Source organism: Paraburkholderia panacisoli (assembly GCF_008369935.1).
Classification (GTDB): Bacteria; Pseudomonadota; Gammaproteobacteria; order Burkholderiales; family Burkholderiaceae; genus Paraburkholderia; species Paraburkholderia panacisoli.
Genome location: NZ_VTUZ01000004.1, coordinates 297,421 through 314,506, shown reverse-complemented (window position 1 = coordinate 314,506; position 17,086 = coordinate 297,421). Strand labels below are relative to the sequence as shown.

Below are 17,086 nucleotides of genomic sequence, written 5' to 3'. Positions count from 1 at the left end.
CCTGATGCGGTGCGGCGTGGACATTGACGACTTGACGGCGCTGGGTCCAGCTTCGCGGCACAACCGCGGCACAATTTTTGCAGCCAACCAGATAAAAGCGATGCGCGAAGGCCGCCGTCCACGTGCTGCCGGAGCGCGCCAAACACCACAGGGAGAACATTAATCATGCGCAAAATGCAGATCAAGCCGCTCGTCGCCAGCGTAATGCTTTTCACGACGCTCGCCTCTTCTTACGATAATACGTACGCCCAAGGCGCTCCTCAGGCGATTACCGAAAAACGCACGGACGTGGTTCAGCTCGCGAGTGGCTACCGCGCGTCGAAGCTCAGTGGCGCTGACGTGTACAACCGCAACAAGGACAACATCGGCACGCTGGACGATCTGATCGTTTCGCCGGGCGGCGATCGCGGCACCTACGCGATCCTGTCGGTGGGCGGTTTTCTGGGGATGGGCAAACACCTGGTCGCCGTGCCTTTCAACGACTTGCAGATAGAGAACCGGCGGGTAGTGCTGCCGGAAGCCACGAAGAAGTCCCTTGAAGCGCTACCTGAATTCAAGTACGCACCCGATTAAGCGATTGAGTAATCGTGGGCAGCTGACAGGCGTTGTTGACGGATACGGCGTGAGCGCCCGAAGGCGCCCACGATCTGCTGCAAACAGCCTGCAAACAATAAGCCGTACAACATAGTCAATAACCCTAACTAACTTTACTGATTCATTTCACCCAGTTGTTTCACCCGGGGTATTTCAACCCGATAGTCATCACGGAATATAACGGTGACATCCCGCTATAACCGGCTACAACTGAAGCAAGCATTTTGCAAGCAGGTATGCGAAGAACGATGATCAGCCCTGGGACTTCACTTGAATCAAGCCGAGGGACATGACGCGTTTTTTCGCAGCTTTGTGGCCGTTTGATGACAATGGCCGCGGAATCATGTTCGACGATACGCAATGCATTACCGGGACGCGCACGATGCCCGCCTCCCTCACGGCGGTCCGACGGCATGCAGCGCCGCCGCCGACTCCAGCACGCGCAACAGCCGCTCCGGCGTCAACGGCTTGGCGCAATGCGCATCGAAGCCCGCCGCCCGCGCGCGTGCGCGGTCATCCCTCGAAGCGAACGCGGTACACGCAACCAGCAGCATCTGCGAAGTCGACGGATGAGCGCGCAGCCGACGCGCCAACTCCAGCCCATCCAGCCCCGGCATCTTGATGTCCAGCACCACCGCAAATGGCTGCCATTCGCTGGCCATGTCACAAACGGCGAACGGATCGTCGAGCGCACGGCACTCGAAGCCGTCGGCGGTCAGCAGCATCTGCAATGCCTCCGCCGCTTCCCGATAGTCGTCCACCACCAGCACGCGACGATGCGAGGCCATTGCATACTGAATTGGCCGCCACACCACGACGTCATCGTTTTCATCCATTCTTTCATCGAACGTCACCATCTTCTCCTTGGCTTTTGCGTGTGCCGCCGCCGGACACCCCGGACGCGGGTGCAAGATTCGCTCCCACTCCGGCGATCAAGCTCATCGCTCGCCACGCGATAGCTTTGAATGACGTCGCCCCGCTGTCACATCACCGCTGCCTACGGCTTGCGCCGCACCCACGGTTTGCGAAGCAAGCCGCCGCCTGCCCATTGACCCAGCCGATGCGATGCGAAATCGCGCGATGCCCACGCGCATCGCGGATTCGAAAACGCACTTCTGCCGTGCACCTCGACCTTGCCACGTGCATCGCATGAAGCGCTTGCAGCGGTCCGTCCGGCTGCGCGAAGCCTTGCAGCGAGAACGAAAATTTGACGTGTGTTCACGGCGCAATCGGTAGCGTCGACACACTCACAGAATAAGCGAGGAAGCTTGCCGAAATAACGTCAACGTTTTAGGGGTTTGCGCGCAGCGGGTTATCCCGCACGATTGTCGATGAAGCCCTTGAGCATGGCTAACGTATCGGCATCGTCGATCTGTTTATCGGTACGCCAACGCAGCATGCGTGGAAAACGCACTGCCACACCCGACTTGTGACGCGGACTCGGCTGAATCCCTTCGAAGCCGATTTCAAACACCTGTGTGGGCGTCACGCTACGCACAGGGCCGAACTTTTCAACGGTGGTCTTGCGCACGATCGCATCCACCTGACGCATCTCTTCATCGGTCAGACCGGAATAAGCCTTCGCAAACGGCACAAGCGTGCGTACGCCATTCGCTTCATCCCACACGGCGAACGTGAAGTCGGTATAGAGGCTCGCACGGCGGCCGTGACCACGTTGCGCATAAACCAGCACGGCATCTACTGCATATGGGTCGATCTTCCATTTCCACCACGTGCCCGAAGCCTTGGTGCGGCCCACGCCATACAACGATTCGCGCTGCTTGAGCATCAGCCCTTCCACGCCGCGCGCACGGCTCTCTTCGCGCAACGCCGCCAGCGCGTGCCAATCGGGCGCGCTAACCAGCGGCGACACGCGCAACAGGTCGCGCGCCAACGTGCCGTCGACAGCCGCAGCCAACTCGTCGAGCCGCGCGCGCCGTTCGACGAGCGGCGTCATGCGCAGATCCTGGCCTTGCGCTTCGAGCAGATCGTAGGCCAGCAGCGCGGCGGGCGAATCGGCGAGTGCTTTTTTTGTCAGCGTTTTACGAGCAATGCGCGGTTGCAGACGCGCGAACGGCAAAGGCGCGGCGGCGCCCGGCTCCCACGCGAGAATCTCGCCGTCGATCACATGACCGTCGGGCAACGCGTCGCCTAAGGCAGCCACTTCGGGAAAGCGGTCGGTGATCAGATCTTCGCCGCGCGACCACAACCACACACGTCCGCCGCGTTTGACGAGTTGCGCGCGAATGCCGTCCCACTTCCATTCGATCAGCCAATGCGAAGGATCGCCCAGCGTCGCCGGATCGGCCTGCAACGGATGCGCGAGAAAGAAGGGATACGGTAAGCCCGGATCGCTGTCGCCCGGTGGCTCATGTGCATGCTCGCCGGTTTGCGTGCCCTCGCCTGTCACGTCGGGTGCGATCAAACGCAGATAGCGCGCGGCGTCCGGCTTCTGATGCGAATCGGTCCAGCCGACCATGCGTTGCGCGACCCGCTTATGATCGACGCCCGCCACTTCGGCCAACGCCCTGACCACCAGCTGACGCGCGACACCGACGCGAAAGCCGCCGCCGATCAGTTTGGTCAGCAAAAAGCGGCCGCCCCAATCGAGTTCGTCCCAATAGCTGAGTAAGCGCGTGCGCAATTCCTCAGGCGGCACGCCGCGCAAAGTCAGCACGCGCTGCTCGATCCATTGCGTAAGCCCCAGCTCTGATGTGCGCTGCGCGGGCGGCAAGATATGTGCGATGGTCTCCGCGAGATCGCCGACCGCGTGATACGACTCCTCGAACAGCCACGGCGGCAAGCCGGCGCGCTCACGCGCAATCTCGCTCAGCAGACGCGTGGGCACCGACTGACGCGGCTTGCCGCCGGCGAGGAAATACGACGCCCATGCGGCGTCTTCGGGCTCGGCCGCGGAGAAATAGCTGGTGAGCGCTTCGAGTTTGTCGTGGGTGGACGTGGTCGCATCGAGCGCGGTATAGAGGGCGGCGAAGCGTTTCATGTGCGACTCGCCGCTGCCGGTTCGACGCTGCCCGCGGCATCGGCTTCGACGGTGTCGTCGCCATACTGCGTTTCGAATGCGCCTGCTTCGAGGCCCTGCTCACGCAGCCATCGCACCATCGGCTCGACCGAACCATGCGTGACGATCACGCGCGCGGCGCCGGTTGCGTGTATCGCGCTTTGCAGGCTGGGCCAGTCCGCATGATCCGACAGCACGAAGCCGCGATCGACGCCGCGTCTGCGGCGCGCGCCACGCAGACGCATCCAGCCCGACGCGAACGCATCGCTATAGTCGCCGAAGCGCCTGAGCCATGCGCTGCCTTGCGCGGAGGGCGGCGCGACGATCAACGCCTGTCTGAACGCCGCCTTGTCTTTAACGGGGATTTCACCGACCAGGCCGACCGGCGGCAAGCGCACGCCGGCTTCGCGATACGCGCGATTGAGCGGGTCGACCGCGCCGTGGCAGAAGATCGGGCCGATCGCCGCGTCGACGCTCGCCAGCACGCGCTGCGCCTTGCCGAACGAATAGCAGAACAGCACGGAAGCGCGCCCTGCGGCGGCATTGTGACGCCACCATGAGTCGATACCGTCGAACACCACTTGCGGCGCGTCCCAGCGATAGATCGGCAAGCCGAAGGTCGATTCGGTAATGAAGGCATCGCAACGCAGTGGTTCGAACGCATCGCAGGTCGGGTCGGGGTCGAGCTTGTAATCGCCCGATGCCACCCACACTCGCCCGGCGTGCTCGATGCGCACTTGCGATGAACCGAGCACATGTCCGGCCGGATGCAGCGATACGATCGCGGCGCCGATCGCGAGCCGCTCGCCATAAGCGAGCGTTTGCAACGTGATGCCGGGCAAGCGCGACAACAGCACGTTCGCACCGGCACGCGCAGCGAGGTAGTGCCGGTTTCCGAAGCGCGCATGATCGGAGTGCGCATGCGTGATCACCGCGCGCTCGACCGGACGCCACGGATCGATATAGAAATCGCCCGCCGGGCAATACAGTCCTTCCGGTCGCGCGACGACGAGATCCCGCGTGTCGGGTTCGTCCTGTTTGTCCGGTTTGTCCGACCCGATGTTCAATTGATGTTCCGGCTGATCCATCGGGCAGTTCCTGAAGTCTGGCTCGGTGGTGAGAGGACGTGCTGAGTGCAGCTTGATAGGCGCGAACGCGCGTGCCTCATGAGTGTCGATACACGGTGACTCATATCGCGATGTATCCGCGCAAACGGCACGAAGCAAACAGCATTCCTGGGCCCATACCCGGCGCGCCTGATCCTCCGCATGCACGAGGCCGGGTCTGGCTGCGTTCTTGCTTACGGTATATAAAGCAAGCAGGCGTGTCGAGACGGGCTGCCAGCCGGCAGTCCCCGATTCGCATCGCGAGACCCCATGCAAAGCCTCTTCGACCAACACGCGTTGTATATCGCGAAACATCCCGGCCCGTTCATCCTGCAAACGTTGAAGGCATTTCGCGCGAACCAGGGTTTGCTGCTCGCGGGCGCGGTCGCCTATTACGCTTTGCTGTCGATCGTACCGCTTCTGATCCTGATCGTGATCGCGCTGTCGCGCTTCCTGCCGCAACAGGTGTTGCTCGCCGCGCTCGCCCATCTGCTGCGATGGCTGGTGCCCGGCCAGTCGAATGCGCTGGTGCAGGAGCTCGCCAATTTTCTCGAACATCGCGCGGTGATCGGCTGGGTGCTGTTGCTGACCATGATCTTCTTCAGCTCACTCGCATTCACCGTGCTCGAAAACGCGATGTCGCTGATCTTCGTGCACCGCGTGGTGATCCGGCGGCGGCACTTCCTGCTCTCGGCGCTGCTGCCCTATTGCTACATTCTTTTTCTCGGCGTCGGCCTGCTGATCGTCACGTGCGTGTCGAGCGGGCTCGAATCGATTGGAGCCGAGGGCGTAGAACTGTTCGGCCTGCATGTTTCGCTCGAAGGGCCTACGCGTGTGCTGTTGTATCTGCTGGGCCTCGCGGGTGAGATTTTCGTGTTGACATCGATCTATCTGGTCATGCCGGTCGGGCGACCGTCGGTCAAACATGCGCTGTTCGGCGGCGTGGTGGCCGCCGTGTTGTGGGAGATCACGCGCCATGTGCTGGTCTGGTACTTCGAGACACTCTCGCAGGTCAGTGTGGTGTATGGCTCGCTGACGATGGCGATCGTGATCCTGCTCAGTCTCGAATGGCTGGCTACACTGCTGTTGTTCGGCGCGCAGGTGATTTCGCAATACGAACGATTCGGCCGGGAGCCGCTTCACGCGCCCCAGCCGGAAATCAAAACCGATTGATCTCACGTGCAACGAACGAAGCAGCGACCCACGCGAGCAGCTACGCCGCCAACAACGCGCAACGCGCACCGCTCGACGGACGCATCACGCCCCTTCCGGCGGCGAGACTGCGGTAAGATTCCCCCGATGCCGACCTGCTGCATTCCCCGCAGCGCTTTCGCAGACATCAGGACTCGACAATGAGCATGACCCAGCGCAACAGCATACGGATCTCCGGCAGCGGCAAACGGACCATGGTGCTCGCGCATGGCTTCGGCTGCGACCAGACCATGTGGCGCTACCTCGCGCCGTCGTTTCATCCCGAGTTCCGCACCGTGCTGTTCGATCACGTCGGCAGCGGCGCGTCGGACCTGTCCGCTTACGACACCGTCAAATACGACTCGCTGGGAGGCTACGCCGACGACCTCGTCGAAATCATCCGCGCGGTGGCCGACGAGCCGGTCGTGTTCGTCGGCCATTCGGTCAGCGGCATGATCGGGCTGATCGCGAGTCTGAAGGCGCCGCATCTGTTTGCCGCTCAGGTAATGGTCTGCCCATCACCCTGCTATGTGAACGACGGCGACTACATCGGCGGCTTCACGCGCGAGGACATCGAAGATCTGCTGCGCACGCTGGAAAGCAACTATCTCGGCTGGTCGAGTACGATGGCGCCGGTCATCATGGGCGCGCCGACCCAGCCGGAACTCGGCATCGAACTGACCAACAGTTTTTGCCGCACCGACCCCGAGATCGCCGGCCAGTTCGCGCGCGTCACGTTCCTTTCCGATCATCGCGCGATACTCCCGCGCAACACCACCCCCACGCTGATCCTGCAAAGCAGCGAAGACATCATCGCGCCGTGCGCGGTCGGCGAATACATGCGGCGAACCATGCCGCTCAGCACGCTGCATGTGATCGAGAACGTCGGCCATTGTCCGCACCTGAGTTCGCCCAGCGCCAGTTCGGCGGCGATCAACGCCTTTCTCGCACAGTTGAGCCTGTAACGCGATGTCCCCCACCGACCACCCGCTGCCGTCAGCCGACGTGTTGTACGAGCACGCCGCGTGCGGCCTGCTCGTCACCGACGCCAACGGCCGCATTCAGCGCGTGAACGCGACGCTCTGCGGCTGGCTCGGCTACGGCGCGGCGGAATTGATCGGCGGCAAGCTCATTCAGGATCTGTTGAGCGCCGGCGGCAAGGTGTTCTATCAGACGCACTGGGCGCCATTGCTGCAAATGCAGGGCTCGGTTGCCGAGGTGAAGCTGAACATGATCCACCGCGACGGCCGCATGGTGCCGATGCTGCTCAACGCGGTGTGCAGCCGTCACGCCGGCGCGAGCTACTTCGAAGTGGCGGTGCTGATCGTTGCGGACCGCCACAAGTACGAACAGGAACTGCTGCTCGCGCGGCGCAACGCCGAGGCATCGGTGGCCGCACACAAGCTGGCGCAGAAAGCGTTGCAGGAAAGCCGCGACGTGCTGAGCCTCGCGATGCGCGGCGCGCGCATGGGCGCGTGGTCGCATGATCCGGCCTCCGGCAAGTTCTGGTGGAGCCGCGAACTGGAGGCGCTCGCCGGTTACGCGGAAGGCCGTTTCGCGCACACCGCCGGTGGCTTTTTCGAACTGATTCATCCAGGCGATCTGGTCGGCCTGAACGAAGCGGTCGATCGCGCGGTGGCGAGCGGCGACGACTATGTCGCCGAATTCCGCTTCATGCATGCGAGCGGCGACTGGTGCTGGATGGAAGGCCGCGGCCGCGCCACCTACGACAGCAACGGCGAGCCGCTGACCATCTACGGCCTCGGCCTCGACATCACCGAGCGCAAGGAGGCGCAGACCGTGCTGCTGCGCCAGGCGGCGATCTTCGAGCACTTGAGCGACGCGATCGTGATCACCGATCTGCGCGGCAACATCACCGACTTCAATGTCGGCGGCGAACGCATGCTGGGCTATCGCATGCGCGAGATTCTCGGCAAGCCGGTGTCGATCTTCCATCCGCCGGAAGACGCGCTGCGCATTCGCCGCGAAGCGCTCGCCGCGCTCGCGGCCGACGGCACGTGGCGCGGCGAGCTGACCTTCGTGCGGCGCGACGGCACGCGCGGCGTGTGCGACACCATCGTCAAGCCGCTCGCGAATGCACGCGGCGACATCTACGGCGCGGTGTGCGTGAGCCGCGACATCACCGAACGACGGCGCGCCGAGCAGCAACTCACGCGACTGAATCTCGAACTCTCGAAGGCCGACCGTCGCAAGGACGAATTTCTCGCCACGCTCGCGCACGAACTGCGCAATCCGCTCGCGCCGATGCGCAACGTGCTCGAGATTCTGCGCCTGAAGGAATTCGCGGACCCGCAACTGAGCTGGTCGCGCGACGTGTTCGACCGCCAGCTGCAGCACATGACGCATCTGGTCGACGACCTGCTGGAAGTGTCGCGCATCACCCAGGGCAAGCTCGAGTTGCGCAAGCAACGGCTCGAACTCGCGCGCGCGATGCAGTCGGCGATGGAAGCGGCGCGGCCGAGCGTGCAGGCCTCGTCGCATCATCTGAGCGTGACGCTGCCGCGCGAGCCGCTTTATCTCGACGCCGATCCGACGCGCCTGTCGCAGATGATCCTGAATCTGTTGAACAACGCCGCCAAGTACACGCCGGCCGGCGGCCGCATCTCGCTCGCGGCGGAGCGCGAAGGCAACGAGGCCGTGATCGTCGTGCGCGACTCCGGCATCGGCATTCCGCGCGAGCATCTGAACAGCGTGTTCGAAATGTTCTCGCAACTCGCGCCCGCGCTGGATCGCTCGCAAGGCGGCCTCGGCATCGGCCTCGCGCTGGTGCGCGGGCTCGCGGAATTGCACGGCGGTTCGGTTGCGGCATTCAGCGGCGGCCCGGGCACGGGCAGCGAATTCATGATCCGCCTGCCGCTGTCGGCGGCGGCAGGCGAAGCCGCCGACAGCGCGATGCCGGAAATGCCGCACGCGGCCGGCATGCGCATCGTGATCGTCGACGACAACGCCGACGCCGCCGACAGCCTCGCGATGGTGCTCGAACTCGAAGGCCACGAAGTGCGCACGGCCGGCGACGGCCTCGCCGGTCTCGCACTGATCGGCGAATTCGCGCCGCAGGCGGTGATTCTCGACATCGGCTTGCCGCAGTTGAACGGTTATGAGGTGGCGCGCCGCATCCGGCGCGATCACCCCGACGCCGGCATTCTGCTGATCGCCGTCACCGGCTGGGGTCAGCAGCAGGACAAGCAGACGGCCGTCGACGCCGGCTTCGACCATCACTTCACCAAGCCGGTCGATCCTCGCGAATTGCAGCGGGTGTTGAGTCAGCAGCGGGTTTGACGGAGAACGTGGCTGCTAAAATGGCGCGATCTTCGCCAGCCGTCACGTCATGTTCAACGACCTCGCCGCCGCCTTCACCTCACGCTCCTCCACAATCCCTGCTTTGCTCTTCGCGCCGTGCACCGGCACGCTCAGCCATGCTTGACGAAGCCCGCATCACCCGCAAGCTGGCCGCGCGCGGCATCATGCCCGACGCGCGCCAGCGCGACGCGATCGCGGCGCTCGTCGCGCTCCTCGGCGCAAACGGATCGCAACGCGCGAAGCCGGGCGCCGCATTCGCGCAACAAGGTGTCTATTGCCACGGATTGCCAGGACGCGGCAAGAGCCTCGTCGTCGATACGGCATTCGAGCTGGCGAACTGCCGCAAACGGCGTCTGCACTTCCACGAATTCCTGCGCGAGATGAACCGGCGCCTGGTCAGCGCGCCGCGTGGCGATGACCGGCTCGGCGCGGTATCGCGTGAATGGCTCGACGGTGTCGAGCTGCTGTGCTTTCGATGAATTCCACGTGCACGATATCGCCGACGCGTTCCTGATGGGCCGCTTTCTCGATACCGCGATCGGCCTCGGCACACGTGTCGTGCTCACGTCGAACTACGCGCCGGATGCGCTGATGCCGGACCCCGAGTTTCACGAGCGCTTCCTGCCGACCATCGAGCAGATCAAACACCGCTTCACCGTGATTCATTTCGACGGCGCGCGCGACTACCGTTTCGGCGGCGAACTGGCCGAGGTGCAGCGTTTCTTTGCGCCGCTCGATACGTCGAGCCGCGCCGCGCTGCGGCACATTTTCACGCGCCATGAAGGCGGCAGGAGCGTCGAGCCGCGCACGCTGAGCGTGGCAGGCAGGCCGCTCGCGGCGCGCGCGGCGGGCGCGGCGCTGCTGTGGGCGGACTTCGAAAGCCTGTGCGTGGCGAGCCGCTCGCACCTCGACTACCTCGATCTCGCCGAGCAATGGCACGGCCTGATTCTCGACAATCTGCACACCGCGCGGCTCGCGCACGCGCATACGCTGCAGCGTCTCGTGTGGCTGATCGACATCTTCTACGACCGCAAGCGCGCGCTGTTCATCGCGTCCGATCAACCGCTCGATACGGTATTGATCGGCCTCGAAGGCGCGCATGACCTGTCGAGAACGTTGAGCCGGCTTGCTGAAATGCAGTCGCGCGCGTATCGCAGCACGCTCGAAGAGCGCGGCCACGGCGCTGAAAAGCGCGCGGCCGGGTCTTGATGGCTCCTCGTCACGCTTCACGCATAGACGCGCGACGCGCGTAGCGCCGCTCGCGCTCGTGCAAATCTTGCAAGGCAGCGGCAAATCCTGCACGACGACTCACTCGTCGACTGGAAGCGCAAACCGCCTGCTCATGGGCTGAAACGGACCAATCGCGCATCACCGCGCAGTCGGTGGGCGGCTTGCAGAACGGCAATGCGCTCGGCGGTGAGAACAGCGCGGGCGCGCCCGGCTTCTTCGAATTGCTGCGGGCATTGCGGCGTCTGCAACTGGCCGGCGAACTGAACGTCGAATCGCGCGAGGCGCAAGGCGGGGACGGCAAGAGCAGCCCGATGGGCGTGTTTCTGGTGATAGGTGCGACCACCAGCGGCGAGTCGCCGCAAACGGCGGCCGACGTGGCGCGTGTGCGCAAGCTGCTGCGTCTGGCGTCGAATACGCGGACTTACGAGCTGGTGTATGGGCCTTCGTCGACATCGCGCAAGGGCGACAAGATTCCGATAGTGACGCGCTCGGTGCTCGGCATATTGACCGACCTCGGCGCGCAGGTGCAAGTGCCGGTCGAGCGGATCAGCGACGGGTCGACCACGCCCACCGTGGGTCTGATCGGCGGCGAGACGCGGCCGACGATCATCATTCATTCGGGCCAGAGGGCGCCCGAGAATACGTATGTGTCGATTGCTTAGGGTCCGTCGATGTGCTGGGTCGAGCGCAATGACTTCGACTCGAAATACGCGTTCACGGTCGTGCAGAATGTGATGGCGCTGGCCGAAGCCGATACGAGCAGCAAGGCGCCGGTGGTGACGATTCCGGCGAACTGAGGCCGAGCGCCCCCGGCCATCAGGCGCTCGGGCAGACGGACCATGCGGCAACCGGCGGCCTGAATGCCGCCGGTTGTTTCATCGCACTCGTCGAGCCATCAAGCGCCGCGCTTCGACTGCACCCGCGCGATCTGCTGCTTTGCCGTTTCGTACACACGCTCGGGCGTAAAACCGAACTTCTTCTTCAGGTCGGCCAGCGGCGCGGATGCACCGAACGTACGCATCACCACCTGCGCGCCGAGCCGGCCCACATAGCGATCCCAGCCGAGCGACGCGGCCTGCTCGACGGCGACGCGCGCTTCCACGTCCGCAGGCAGCACCGAGTCCTGGTACGCTTCGTCCTGGCGCTCGAACACATCCCACGACGGCATCGACACTACGCGCGCCGGGATGCCCTCGCTCTTGAGCTTCTCGTAGGCGTCAACGCATAGGGACAGCTCGCTGCCCGTCGCCATCAGGATCACCTGCGGCTTCTCTCCGGCGGGTGCATCGGCGAGCACATAGGCGCCCTTCTGCACGCCGCTCGCGGCGGCGTAGCGGCTGCGGTCGAGCGTCGGCAACGGCTGGCGTGACAAGACGATGCACGACGGCCGGCGCGGGTCCGCCAACGCCACGCGCCATGCCTCGGCCACTTCGTTCGCGTCGCCCGGACGCAGTAGGGTCAGCCCCGGCACGCCGCGCAGCGACGCCAGTTGCTCGATCGGCTGATGGGTCGGACCGTCTTCGCCGAGGCCGATCGAATCGTGCGTGAACACCCAGATGGACGGCACTTCCATGATCGCCGAGAGACGGATCGGCGGTTTCATGTAGTCGCTGAAGATCAGGAAAGTCGAGCCGTACGGCCGCAGATTCGACACTGCAAGCCCGTTGACCACCGCGCCCATCCCATGTTCGCGAATGCCGAAATGCAGATTGCGGCCCGCGTAGTTGTCGGCCTCGAAGCTGCCCGCGCCTTCGAACTTCAGATTGGTCTTGGTGGACGGCGACAGGTCGGCCGCGCCGCCGATCAGCCACGGCACGCGCGCGGCGATCGCGTTGAGCACCTTGCCCGACGAGTCGCGTGAGGCGACGCCCTTCGGGTCCGCGTCGAAAGTGGGAATGTCACTGTCCCAGCCGGCCGGCAATTCATGCGCTTCGATCTGCGCGAATTCACGCGCGAGGTCCGGGTACTTTTTGCCGTACGCGTCGAGCCGCGCCAGCCATTCGGCACGCGCCGCCTTGCCGCGCGCGCCGATGCCCGCCGCGAAACGTTCGTGCACGCCGTCCGGCACATAGAAGAATTTGTCCTCGGGCCACCCATAGGCCTTCTTTGCGAGCGCCACTTCCTCGACGCCGAGCGCTTCGCCGTGCGCCGCCGACGTGTCCTGCTTGTGCGGCGCGCCCCAGCCGATGATGCTGTGGACCACGATCAGCGTGGGCCTGTCGGTGACGCTCTTCGCTTCCACGAAGGCCGCTTCGAGCGCCGCGACGTCGTTGGCGTCGTCCACGTGCAGCGTGTGCCAGTTGTAGCCGTGAAAGCGGCTTTCCACGTCGTCGCTATACGCGAGGTCGGTGTGGCCTTCGATGGTCACGCGGTTGCTGTCGTAGATCCAGATCAGGTTCGCCAGCTTCAGATGACCAGCCAGCGACGCCGCTTCGTGCGAGATGCCTTCCATCATGTCGCCGTCGCCGCACAACGCGTAGACGCGGTAGTCGAACAGTGGCGCGTCCGGCTGGTTGAAACGGCTCTCATACCAGCGCCCGGCCATCGCCATGCCGACGCTGTTGCCGAGCCCCTGGCCGAGCGGACCGGTGGTGGTTTCGACGCCGCTCGTCAACCGGTACTCGGGATGGCCCGGTGTGTTGCTGTCGATCTGGCGGAAATGCTCGATGTCGTCGAGCGACACGGCGGGTGAGCCGGTCGGCTTGCCGTCGTGATCGACGGCCTTGACGTTGGCCAGATGCAGCAGCGAGTACAGCAGCATCGACGCATGCCCGACCGACAGCACGAAGCGGTCGCGGTTCGGCCATAACGGCTCGTCGGGGTCGTAGCGCAGATGGTTTTGCCACAGCTGATAGGCGACCGGGGCTAGTGCCATCGGCGTGCCCGGGTGCCCGGAATTGGCCTTCTGCACAGCGTCCATCGACAGCGTGCGAATCGTGTTGATGCACAACTGATCGAGGGCGGGATCGTTTTGCATGGAACGCTCCTTGTTCGGCGAGTGGGAAGATGACCGGCACGCACGCTCGACGCTCTGAGCGAGCGTGACGGCGGACCGTTTGGCGTGGAACAACGCATCGGGAACCGCAGCAAGACTCACCGATGATGCGCCGATGCGCGAAACTCTGCACGGTGCTTTCCATGCGGTGGGCCCGATAGCGGCTGGAACGGCGAATGAGCTTTCAGAGTACTTGCGATGGAACGTCGTTTTTCCGGACGTGCTGGACGCGTGGCCTCCGGCCATATCGACGTCGACTAGAGGTCATACCCGGAGGTCATATCGAGGCAGCACGTCGCCGCCGCATCAAGAGCGCCTCACGCCGCGCGCAACCAGTATTCGACGAGCGGCCCGTGCTTGCCGTCGATCGGGTCCAGCGCGGGGAACGGCAGCGCGTTCATCGCCTGCAACTCCTGCGGTGACAGCGCTTCGCGCCGAATGTCCCACTGCTGCCCCTCCGGATAACCGGCCACCACCTGAAATTGCCGCTCGAACGATTGCAGACAGTGGCCGGTGCCGGCGGGCAGCAACAGCGCGTCGCCGGCCGATATCGTCACCACTTTGCCGCCCGGGCCGCCGACAATCACCTGCGCGGAGCCACCCGACACGCCGAGCACTTCGTGCGCGGTCGCGTGGAAGTGGTGATAGTCGAAGATGCCGTTGCGCCACTGCGCCGGCCAGGCGTTGCGCTCGAACAGGATTTCGAATGCGGCGGCCAGATCGCCGCTCGCCGGCATCAATGCGCGCCGGTAAATCACCACTGGCAACTTGCGGTTGTTCGGCACCCAGGCGTGCGGTTCGAGCAGGAATGCCTCGTACTCGGTTTTGGCCGCGTCGAATCCGTGTTTCGTATCGTTGAACATGAATGGCTCCTGTGCGTTCCGGGGCTCGCAGCAAGTGCGTCGATGCGGGTGCGAATCGAGGACGAATATGGGCGGCGACGCGTATGGCGGATTCACCGCTGCCAAAACGGCCCGATCCTTGCAGGTCCGCTAGCGCTAGTCGTGACGAACTGCATGAGGCGCTGCACGGCCGCCTACGCAAAAAGTTCGTGCAACCGAAGTGGAGCTCGCATAAATCGCGCCCGCGCAGGAGCGAGCGAGGCATCAGCGATATCCCCGAATGGTGGACGTCGCGCTGCCTCATTGCGCGGAAAATCCGCATTGGTCAGCGCTGACCAATGCGTCAAAGATGCGCGCCCTAGCGTGTCCGGCAACGCGCGGCTTACCCGATGCCACACTTCCGATGCCACACTTCCGATGCCACACTTCCGATGCCACGCTCAGCAGCCATCCGCGCGTCTCGCTCACTCTGCGTCACGCTTGCGCGCTCCGGCCTGCGCGCCCTGCACTCAACCGCCGCCAATCCCCTGCAACACCTTGCCGGTGCCGCCGCACACCGCGCAACGCGCGCCTTCCACCTTGCCTGTGCCGTGGCACGCGGCGCAGGCATCTGCGCCGATACCCGGCGCGGCCGGTGGCGCTTCGTGGCCGGGATTCCGTGCTTCATTGTCCTGTTGCATATGTCTCTCCGTTCGGTTTCTAACTCGTGATCAAGCGCGGCTACGCCGTCAACCCTTGCGTTGCGATTCGCGTCCGCCACCACCCGGCGGCTCGGCGTGCATGCCGGTGCCGAGCGGCACTTCGGCGGTCTGCGCCGGGCGCTCGCCCGAGCGCGGCGGATTGGTCTGCGCGTCCACGCCGGTCTGCTCGACCGGCTCGATGCCCAGCGGGCTCGGCTCGACGTAATGCGTCCCGCTCGGCTTGTTGCGCGCCCTCGTTTCCGGCGAGACGTCCGGCTTGTCGCCGTTCTTACCGCGTTCGGTGTCCTGCATGGCGCTCTCCTTCGAATAAGCATTCCTTCGATGCAGCAACATCCGGTCCCTGTACGCCAATCGGCGGCTCGATCGCCCTTCGCCAGCGGCGCAGGCGCGAGCGCGGCGCGCTGGGCATGGCCGTTGCGAGCCCGGTAATGAAGGTCTGGCCCACGTTTTGTAAAAAGGAGAACGTCATGACGATCACGACGATTCGCATATCGGACACCGAAGTCCAGGTTGAGCGGACCCTATACAAGTTCGCGCAAGAAAACGACGCCGATGCATTCCAACGCTGCCTCGCCGACACATCGATCGACCGCTGCTATCGCGCGCATCCGCCCCTGTCAGCGCGGCCCACGGCGCCCGGTCAACACCCTGACGATCCTGGCCGCGGCACCACGATCTCGCCGTCGCTCGGCGGCAGGCCCTGAGAAGCAGCGCTGCCGATCGAGCTTTGTCGCGCGGCACGTTCCCGCCGCGCATCGGCGCTGTGCGATTGCTCATCTCCATCACTTTTCGGGCGCCGCGCGATCCGCAGCGACGATCTCGCGCCCATAGTCGATCGCGGCCTGCCGTGCCTCGTCGGCGGTCGCGTAGGGCCCGATCTGGGGTGCGCCATCGAACGGAAACAGGATTCTCCTGTCCGCTTTCCTGACAACCTTCAGTCCACCTACGTAACGGCCGTCGCCTGTTCCGTGATAGCTGGCGTAAATCTCGAAGTCATCGTCAGCAACGTCGGCCTTATGTCGCGCCATGTGTGTTCCCTCGTCCCTGCACGGTCAGTGCGTGATGTGTCGTGTGCGATGCGCATTGCAGAAGCGGCTTTGCGTATGCGCTTGCCGGCTCCGAGCAATAGCCGTTCCACACGACGCCAGCCCGTTGCTTAGCGGCTTATCTTGCGGCCACTTACGCAGTGCTGCGCGCAGGCACGAGGGCTAGAGGCATGGGGGTTGCGTTCATTTGAAGAAGACGAAATCCCCATACGGAGACAGCGATGAATTTATCGACCACCTCCCCTCGCGCCATCGGCACACGTCGCATCTCACGCTGGCGCATGCATACTCCGACGCCACCCGAGGTCGATCCTGACGCCCCCTTGCCGGACGTCGATCCCGATCGGCAACCGGACGAGGATGAGCCCGAGAACCCGTCGCGCGCTCCCGACGGCGATCCGCCCGCCAAGCCGCCGCCGGTGTACACCATGAGGCATCACGGGCAGCGCGAGCACCGGCTCGACGCGCATTGAAAGCGCAATTTAATACACAGGTCCGTTAATTGCGGACGCTCCAGCGTGAGCCGGCGCGCGAGCGCAAATGGAAGACCAAGAACGGCAAGGCGAATTTCATCGCGCCCGACACGCTCGATGAAGACCCCGACATGCCACCCACCGGCCCGGACGTGCTGCGTCTGATGACCGCGCGCGGCGACAGCCAGTTCAACACCACGGTCTACGGCCTGGACGATCGCTTTCGCGGCGTGCACGGCACACGCGATGTGCTGCTGCATGAGGACGCATGACGCGCCTCGGCTTCGCGGAAGGCGACGCGGTGTGCGTGTCGACGGCTTCGGACGACGGCGTGACGCGCGAGATAGACGGCCGGCGGGTTCATGCATTCGATATTCCGCGCGGCTGCGTGATGGGCTTCCCGCTGTCGCATCACGCGAAAGAGAGCCTGGTGCCGGCGTCGACGTCGATACCGGTGCGGCTGCGCAAATCGACTGGAGCCGACGAACAGGTCGCGGCCTGACGACCCCGAAGGGGCACTCAAAAAAACGCCGGCGTCGAGCGCGTGTAAAGAAGGCGGCGGTCCAGG

14 protein-coding genes and 3 pseudogenes are annotated in these 17,086 nt (G+C 64.4%); 9 read left to right on the top strand and 8 right to left on the bottom strand.

The features are described 5' to 3' along the window. Window positions 1-165 precede the first annotated feature (165 nt). A complete protein-coding gene (locus FVF58_RS08310; protein WP_188130749.1) occupies window positions 166-573 on the top strand; it encodes a PRC-barrel domain-containing protein in 408 nt (135 codons plus the stop codon). 416 nt (window positions 574-989) lie between these two features. Here FVF58_RS08310 and FVF58_RS08305 read toward each other — a convergent pair whose 3' ends face one another. From FVF58_RS08305 to FVF58_RS08295, 3 genes are all read right to left on the bottom strand, one after another. Further along, a complete protein-coding gene (locus tag FVF58_RS08305) occupies window positions 990-1,430 on the bottom strand; it encodes a response regulator (RefSeq protein WP_425468935.1) in 441 nt (146 codons plus the stop codon). Window positions 1,431-1,906: 476 nt separating this feature from the next. Beyond that, window positions 1,907-3,595, bottom strand: coding sequence for an ATP-dependent DNA ligase (locus FVF58_RS08300; protein ID WP_149669412.1), 1,689 nt, complete (start codon window positions 3,593-3,595; stop codon window positions 1,907-1,909). Next, entirely contained in the window at window positions 3,592-4,701 is a 1,110-nt protein-coding gene (locus FVF58_RS08295) for a ligase-associated DNA damage response exonuclease (RefSeq protein ID WP_246216978.1), read from the bottom strand. The genes FVF58_RS08300 and FVF58_RS08295 overlap by 4 nt, the downstream gene beginning before the upstream one ends. Window positions 4,702-4,989: 288 nt before the next feature. Between FVF58_RS08295 and FVF58_RS08290 the strand changes: the two genes are divergently transcribed. The 5 genes and pseudogenes from FVF58_RS08290 to FVF58_RS08270 all read left to right on the top strand — a co-directional run. Next, entirely contained in the window at window positions 4,990-5,892 is a 903-nt protein-coding gene (locus FVF58_RS08290) for a YihY/virulence factor BrkB family protein (RefSeq protein WP_149669411.1), read from the top strand. A gap of 179 nt (window positions 5,893-6,071) precedes the next feature. After that, window positions 6,072-6,875 (top strand): alpha/beta fold hydrolase, encoded by an 804-nt coding sequence (locus FVF58_RS08285; protein WP_149669410.1) that lies wholly within the window; start codon window positions 6,072-6,074, stop codon window positions 6,873-6,875. A 4-nt stretch (window positions 6,876-6,879) separates the two neighbouring features. After that, window positions 6,880-9,210 (top strand): hybrid sensor histidine kinase/response regulator, encoded by a 2,331-nt coding sequence (locus tag FVF58_RS08280; RefSeq protein ID WP_149669409.1) that lies wholly within the window; start codon window positions 6,880-6,882, stop codon window positions 9,208-9,210. A gap of 137 nt (window positions 9,211-9,347) precedes the next feature. Next, window positions 9,348-10,440 (top strand): annotated as a pseudogene (gene zapE / locus FVF58_RS08275) (cell division protein ZapE). A gap of 155 nt (window positions 10,441-10,595) precedes the next feature. After that, window positions 10,596-11,258, top strand: a pseudogene (locus tag FVF58_RS08270) (hypothetical protein); the annotation flags it as partial. 98 nt (window positions 11,259-11,356) lie between these two features. On the opposite strand, the gene tkt reads toward FVF58_RS08270, so the two are convergent. From tkt to FVF58_RS08255, 4 genes are all read right to left on the bottom strand, one after another. Beyond that, on the bottom strand, window positions 11,357-13,438 hold the full coding sequence (gene tkt, locus FVF58_RS08265) for a transketolase (protein ID WP_149669408.1): 2,082 nt from the start codon (window positions 13,436-13,438) through the stop codon (window positions 11,357-11,359). A gap of 335 nt (window positions 13,439-13,773) precedes the next feature. After that, complete coding sequence (locus FVF58_RS08260) at window positions 13,774-14,319, bottom strand: cupin (protein ID WP_149669407.1); 546 nt, start codon at window positions 14,317-14,319, stop codon at window positions 13,774-13,776. A gap of 488 nt (window positions 14,320-14,807) precedes the next feature. Continuing rightward, complete coding sequence (locus FVF58_RS51275; protein WP_188130748.1) at window positions 14,808-14,978, bottom strand: hypothetical protein; 171 nt, start codon at window positions 14,976-14,978, stop codon at window positions 14,808-14,810. A 48-nt stretch (window positions 14,979-15,026) separates the two neighbouring features. Continuing rightward, window positions 15,027-15,290, bottom strand: coding sequence for a hypothetical protein (locus tag FVF58_RS08255; RefSeq protein ID WP_149669406.1), 264 nt, complete (start codon window positions 15,288-15,290; stop codon window positions 15,027-15,029). Window positions 15,291-15,466: 176 nt separating this feature from the next. On the opposite strand from FVF58_RS08255, the gene FVF58_RS08250 reads away from it, so the two are divergent. After that, the gene (locus FVF58_RS08250) at window positions 15,467-15,703 is read left to right on the top strand and encodes a hypothetical protein (protein WP_149669405.1); all 237 of its coding nucleotides are present in this window, start codon (window positions 15,467-15,469) and stop codon (window positions 15,701-15,703) included. Window positions 15,704-15,781: 78 nt separating this feature from the next. Here the strand turns inward: FVF58_RS08250 and FVF58_RS08245 are convergent, their stop codons facing one another. Further along, window positions 15,782-16,027 carry a DUF6723 family protein gene (locus tag FVF58_RS08245; RefSeq protein WP_149669404.1) on the bottom strand — a complete coding sequence of 82 codons (246 nt, stop codon included), beginning with the start codon at window positions 16,025-16,027 and terminating at the stop codon, window positions 15,782-15,784. Window positions 16,028-16,266: 239 nt separating this feature from the next. On the opposite strand from FVF58_RS08245, the gene FVF58_RS08240 reads away from it, so the two are divergent. Continuing rightward, the gene (locus FVF58_RS08240; protein ID WP_149669403.1) at window positions 16,267-16,518 is read left to right on the top strand and encodes a hypothetical protein; all 252 of its coding nucleotides are present in this window, start codon (window positions 16,267-16,269) and stop codon (window positions 16,516-16,518) included. Window positions 16,519-16,571: 53 nt separating this feature from the next. Then, window positions 16,572-17,020, top strand: a pseudogene (locus FVF58_RS08235) (FdhF/YdeP family oxidoreductase); the annotation flags it as partial. Window positions 17,021-17,086 lie beyond the last annotated feature (66 nt).

Excerpts from the sequence above, each read along its gene's own strand:
- FVF58_RS08310 (WP_188130749.1), top strand. The coding sequence starts at position 166 with ATGCGCAAAATGCAGATCAAGCCGCTCGTCGCCAGCGTAATGCTTTTC.
- FVF58_RS08305 (WP_425468935.1), bottom strand. The coding sequence starts at position 1,430 with ATGGATGAAAACGATGACGTCGTGGTGTGGCGGCCAATTCAGTATGCA.
- FVF58_RS08300 (WP_149669412.1), bottom strand. The coding sequence starts at position 3,595 with ATGAAACGCTTCGCCGCCCTCTATACCGCGCTCGATGCGACCACGTCC.
- FVF58_RS08295 (WP_246216978.1), bottom strand. The coding sequence starts at position 4,701 with ATGGATCAGCCGGAACATCAATTGAACATCGGGTCGGACAAACCGGAC.
- FVF58_RS08290 (WP_149669411.1), top strand. The coding sequence starts at position 4,990 with ATGCAAAGCCTCTTCGACCAACACGCGTTGTATATCGCGAAACATCCC.
- FVF58_RS08285 (WP_149669410.1), top strand. The coding sequence starts at position 6,072 with ATGAGCATGACCCAGCGCAACAGCATACGGATCTCCGGCAGCGGCAAA.
- FVF58_RS08280 (WP_149669409.1), top strand. The coding sequence starts at position 6,880 with ATGTCCCCCACCGACCACCCGCTGCCGTCAGCCGACGTGTTGTACGAG.
- tkt (WP_149669408.1), bottom strand. The coding sequence starts at position 13,438 with ATGCAAAACGATCCCGCCCTCGATCAGTTGTGCATCAACACGATTCGC.
- FVF58_RS08260 (WP_149669407.1), bottom strand. The coding sequence starts at position 14,319 with ATGTTCAACGATACGAAACACGGATTCGACGCGGCCAAAACCGAGTAC.
- FVF58_RS51275 (WP_188130748.1), bottom strand. The coding sequence starts at position 14,978 with ATGCAACAGGACAATGAAGCACGGAATCCCGGCCACGAAGCGCCACCG.
- FVF58_RS08255 (WP_149669406.1), bottom strand. The coding sequence starts at position 15,290 with ATGCAGGACACCGAACGCGGTAAGAACGGCGACAAGCCGGACGTCTCG.
- FVF58_RS08250 (WP_149669405.1), top strand. The coding sequence starts at position 15,467 with ATGACGATCACGACGATTCGCATATCGGACACCGAAGTCCAGGTTGAG.
- FVF58_RS08245 (WP_149669404.1), bottom strand. The coding sequence starts at position 16,027 with ATGGCGCGACATAAGGCCGACGTTGCTGACGATGACTTCGAGATTTAC.
- FVF58_RS08240 (WP_149669403.1), top strand. The coding sequence starts at position 16,267 with ATGAATTTATCGACCACCTCCCCTCGCGCCATCGGCACACGTCGCATC.